This window comes from Microbacterium sp. 71-23, from assembly GCF_001897265.1.
Classification (GTDB): domain Bacteria; phylum Actinomycetota; class Actinomycetes; order Actinomycetales; family Microbacteriaceae; genus Microbacterium; species Microbacterium ginsengisoli.
In genome coordinates, this window is sequence record NZ_MKSL01000041.1 from 1 (window position 1) to 4,860 (window position 4,860).

The window sequence follows — 4,860 nt, forward strand, 5'->3', positions numbered from 1 at the left end:
TCGCGTGTGCGGCGGACCAGGGGGAGCGCGAGCGAGGCGCGGTCGCAGCCCGCTTCGCGACGGAGCGTGAAGATCACCGTCGAGACGGCGACGCGGGTGACGTCGTCGGTCCCGCGCCCGGTCGCGGGTGCCGAGGACCGCACGGCGACGGGAGGGAGGGATGTGGTTTGTGTCATGGTGACCCTAACTGGTGCTCCGATCTTATAGTCAGCTCGACCTGAAGGCAAACCCCCGCGTCCTCCCAGCCTCGGTGCGTAGCCTTCGTAGGCAGGACACCGGGAAGGGAGCCGCGTGCTCGTCGTCGACGTGATCGTGATCGTGCTGCTCGTGGCCGCCGTGGTCGGCGGCGCGACGCGCGGGCTGGTCGCGAGCATCGGCATGCTCGTCGGCCTCGTCGCGGGGGGTGCGGCCGCTTACGGCCTCGGCCCTCTGATCGCCGGCGCCATCCCGCTCCCGGCGTGGCGGGCGGTGGCGGTCGTGGGCGCGTCGATCGTGCTGCTGGCCGGGGGAGCGGCGCTCGGCTCGATGCTCGGTCTTGCGGTGCGCAAGGGCGTGGATCGGGCGACCCCGCTCCGGGTCGTCGACCGTGTCCTGGGTGGCGGCGTCAGCGTCGTGATCGCGGCGCTCGTGATCTCGCTCGCCGGATCGAGCATCGCCACGACCGGCATCCCGACGGTCTCCCCGGCGGTCGCGTCGTCCCGTGTCCTCCGCGTCATCGACGCGCTCGTCCCGCCCCCGGTCGCGTCGGGCCTGGCTGAGCTGCGCGGCGCCGTGCTCAGCGAAGGCCTGCCCCGACTGGGCGTCCTGTTCTCGCCGCAGCCAGGGACCACGGCGCCGCCCGTGCGCCTCGACGACCCGGCTCTGACCAGGGCGGCCGCATCGGTTGCGCGCATCAGCGGCGTCGCCTACGCGTGCGGGATGAGCCTGACCGGAACGGGGTTCGTGATCGCGGACGACGAGCTCGTGACGAACGCGCACGTCGTCGCGGGCGTGACGCGGCCCATCGTCGAGCTGCCGGGGCGGTCGGCCGTCGAGGGGCGCGTCGTCTACTTCGATCCGACGAACGACCTCGCGGTGATCCGGGCGAGGGGCCTCGGGGCCCGGCCGCTGGCCGTCACCCCGGCGCTCGCCGCGGGCGCCTCCGCCGTCGTGGCCGGCTACCCGTACGGCGGTCCCTTCACGATGGGCGACGCCCGCGTCATCGACCGGGGGACGGTGTCGGTCCCGGACATCTACGACGCGCGTGACGCTCCGCGCGACGTGTACTCCCTGGCTGCCGCCGTCAAGCCCGGCAACTCCGGCGGTCCGTTGCTCACCGCCGCCGGCACCGTCGCCGGCGTCGTGTTCGCTCGCGCCGAGGACGGCTCCGACCGCGGGTACGCCATGACCAGCACGGTCCTGTCACCCGTCGTCGCGAAGGCCCCTACGCTCACGTCGACGGTGTCATCGGGGCGCTGCACCGGATGATGCCCGCGAGGTGCCCGCGTGGGGCCACGCGAACCCGTCCGCGGCGGATACACTGGTCGCGCAACTGAAGACAGGCCGAACGACGCGTGCGGGAGAGCCGGAGGCACATCGCCCCCGGCACCGAAGGAGCAAGCCTCCCCGCCAATCTCTCAGGTCCGCGTACCGTACGCGTCCGGCCGCTCTGGAAAGCGATCCGTGCTGCTGCACGTGACGGATCCGCCGACGGTGAAAGCAGGCGGCCCTCGGGCCGCGGCGAAGCTCTCAGGCTCATGACAGAGGGGGAGTTCATCGGGCGTCGACCGGCGCCCGCCCGTCAGATCCGGGAGAGCTCATGACCCATCCAGAACCGCGCTTCACCCCTCTGCGCGAGCGCCACGAGGCGCTCGGCGCCTCGTTCACCGACTTCGGTGGATGGTCCATGCCCGTCCGCTACACCTCCGACCTCGCCGAGCACCGGGCCGTGCGCGAGGCCGCGGGGATCTTCGACATCTCGCACATGGCCGAGTTCCTCGTCGCGGGGCCGGACGCGGGCGCGTTCCTCGACTTCGCGCTCTCCGGCAGGCTGTCGACGATCGCAGACGACCAGGCCAAGTACTCCCTCGTCCTGGACACGACGGGCGGCATCGTCGACGACGTGATCGTCTACCGCCAGCACGCGGAGCGCTTCATCGTCGTCGCGAACGCCGGCAACCGGCATGCGGTGGCGACGGCGTTCGCCGAGCGCATCCAGGGACGCGATGTCCGCGTGGAGGACTGGACGGACCGCATCGCACTGATCGCGGTTCAAGGTCCCGCGTCGCCGGCGGTCCTCGCCGACACGACGGAGATCTCGGGCTGGACGACGCCGCTCGGCGAACTCGGCTACTACCGGATGGCCCACGCCGACTTCGTCCCGTCGCCCGGGGCGGAGCCCGTGCCCGTCCACATCGGGCGCACGGGCTACACCGGCGAGGACGGGTTCGAGGTCTTCGTGCGCACGGAGGACGCCCTCGCGATGTGGGATGCCCTGCGACGTGCGGGCGAGGGCCACGGCCTCGTGCCCGCCGGACTCGCGGCCCGCGACACCCTGCGCCTCGAGGCAGGCATGCCGCTCTACGGCCACGAGCTCTCGCTCGATGTCTCACCCGTCCAGGTCGGACTCGGGCGTGCGGTCGCCCGCGGCGACGACGACTTCGTCGGCCGGTCGGCGCTCGCCGTCGAGGCCGCAGGTCGGCCCGTGCTCGTGGGGCTCGCGGCGGAAGGCAGGCGCGCAGGGCGTGCGGGCTACGCCGTGCGCGACGAGAACGGAGCCGAGATCGGCGTCGTGACCAGCGGGGCGCTGAGTCCCACCCTCGGGCATCCGATCGCCATGGCGCTCGTCGCCCCCGACCACGCCGCGACCGGCGGCACCCTCTCCATCGATGTACGGGGCACGCTCGTGCCCGCCACCGTGACCGAACTGCCTTTCTACCGGAGGACGAAGTGACCGATCTCAACACTCTGAAGTACACCGCCGAGCACGAGTGGGTCGCGCTCGACGGCGATGTCGCGACCGTCGGCATCACGGACTACGCGGCGGAGAAGCTCGGCGACGTCGTCTTCGCCGAGCTGCCTGCCGCCGGGACCACCGTCTCGGCCGGTCAGGTGTGCGGCGAGATCGAATCCACCAAGTCCGTCGGCGAGCTGTACGCGCCTGTCGACGGCGAGGTGGTCGAGGCGAACACCGCGCTCGACGACGACCCCTCCGCGATCAACGCCGACCCGTTCGGCGACGGGTGGCTCGTGAAGCTGCGGGTCGACCCCGGTGCGGTCGCGGGGCTGCTCGACCGTGTCGCGTACCTCGCACTCACCGGCGGCGCCGAGTGACCCCCGTCGACGCGTCCATGGGCGGCTTCGCCGCCAGGCACATCGGGACCGACCACGACGCGCAGCGCCGCATGCTCGACGCGATCGGCTACGAGAGCGTCGACGCACTGGTGCAGGCGGCGGTGCCGGCATCCATCCACGTGCGGGAGCGCGCGACCACCGACATCCCGCCCGCGGCGACAGAGGCCGAGGCGCTCGCCGAGCTGCGCACGCTGGCGTCCCAGAACCGGGTCGCGCGGCCCATGATCGGCCTCGGCTACTACGACACGTTCACGCCGTCGGTGATCGCACGCAACGTCCTGGAGAATCCGTCCTGGTACACCGCGTACACGCCGTACCAGCCGGAGATCTCGCAGGGGCGCCTGGAGGCGCTGATCAACTTCCAGACCATGGTCACCGACCTCACCGGCCTCGCGACCGCGAACGCGTCGATGCTCGACGAGTCCACGGCCGTGGTGGAAGGGATGCTGGTGGCCCGGCGCGGCTCGAAGGCGACGTCCGACGTGTTCGTGGTCGACGCGGACGCGCTGCCCCAGACGAAGGCCCTCCTGCGCGTGCGGGCGGCGGCGGTCGGCGTCCGTCTCGTCGAGCTCGACCTGGCGCACGGGGCCACGCTGCCCGACGAGCTGTTCGGCGTGTTCGTGCAGTACCCCGGCGCGTCCGGCCGGGTCTGGGATCCGAGCGGCATCATCGACGCAGCCCACGTGGCGGGGGGACTGGCGGTCATGGCCGCCGACCTGCTCGCCCTCACGCTGCTGCGCTCGCCCGGCTCGCTGGGCGCGGACGTGGCGGTGGGGACGACGCAGCGCTTCGGGGTCCCGCTCGGCTTCGGCGGGCCGCACGCCGGCTACATGGCCGTGCGCCAGGGACTCGAACGGCAGCTGCCCGGTCGGCTCGTGGGCGTGTCGCAGGATGCCGCGGGGCACCCGGCCTACCGCCTCGCGCTGCAGACACGCGAGCAGCACATCCGCCGCGAGAAGGCCACATCCAACATCTGCACGGCCCAGGTCCTCCTCGCGGTGATGGCTGCGATGTACGCCGTGTACCACGGTCCGGATGGACTCCGCGCGATCGCGACGGACGTCGCCCGCAAGGCGGAGGCCCTCGCCGAGCGCTTGCGTTCCTACGGTCTCTCCCTGGCCACGGATGCGTTCTTCGACACGATCCGCGTGTCCACCCCCGGCCCCGCCGCACGTGTGATCGAGCGCGCGCGCAGCAAGGGCTACCAGCTCTTCTGGGTGGATGACGCGACGGTGGGCGTCTCCGTAGACGAGACCACCACCGCCGACGACCTCGCGGCGGTCGCGTGGGCCTTCGGTCTCCCGGATGCCGACGAGCACGACGTACGCGACCTGCCCTTCGCCGCCGCGCCGCCGCTCGCGGGCGTGGCGCAGGTGCTGCGACGCGAGGACGAGTACCTCACGCATCCCGTCTTCCGCACCCACCGGTCGGAGACGGCCATGATGCGCTACCTCAAGCAGCTCGCCGACCGCGACTACGCCCTGGACCGCGGCATGATCCCCCTCGGCTCGTGCACGATGAAGCTCA

General features: G+C 72.3%; 4 protein-coding genes and 2 riboswitches. All 4 genes read left to right on the plus strand.

The features are described 5' to 3' along the window. The first annotated feature begins 291 nt into the window (after nucleotides 1–291). Entirely contained in the window at nucleotides 292–1,467 is a 1,176-nt protein-coding gene (locus tag BGO15_RS13205) for a MarP family serine protease (protein ID WP_286748413.1), read from the plus strand. Between the two features lie 79 nt (nucleotides 1,468–1,546). Continuing rightward, a riboswitch (glycine riboswitch) is annotated at nucleotides 1,547–1,642 on the plus strand. Between the two features lies 1 nt (nucleotide 1,643). Continuing rightward, a riboswitch (glycine riboswitch) is annotated at nucleotides 1,644–1,750 on the plus strand. 48 nt (nucleotides 1,751–1,798) lie between these two features. Beyond that, nucleotides 1,799–2,932, plus strand: a complete 1,134-nt coding sequence (gcvT, locus tag BGO15_RS13210) for a glycine cleavage system aminomethyltransferase GcvT (protein ID WP_286748414.1) — start codon at nucleotides 1,799–1,801, stop codon at nucleotides 2,930–2,932. Then, a complete protein-coding gene (gcvH, locus tag BGO15_RS13215) occupies nucleotides 2,929–3,312 on the plus strand; it encodes a glycine cleavage system protein GcvH (RefSeq protein WP_286748415.1) in 384 nt (127 codons plus the stop codon). Before gcvT ends, gcvH begins: the two co-directional genes overlap by 4 nt. Nucleotides 3,313–3,329: 17 nt before the next feature. Beyond that, the coding region (locus BGO15_RS13220; protein WP_502689173.1) for a glycine dehydrogenase at nucleotides 3,330–4,860 on the plus strand (1,531 nt) is incomplete at its 3' end.

Coding starts and splice junctions, on each gene's coding strand:
- gcvT (WP_286748414.1), top strand. CDS start 1,799: ATGACCCATCCAGAACCGCGCTTCACCCCTCTGCGCGAGCGCCACGAG.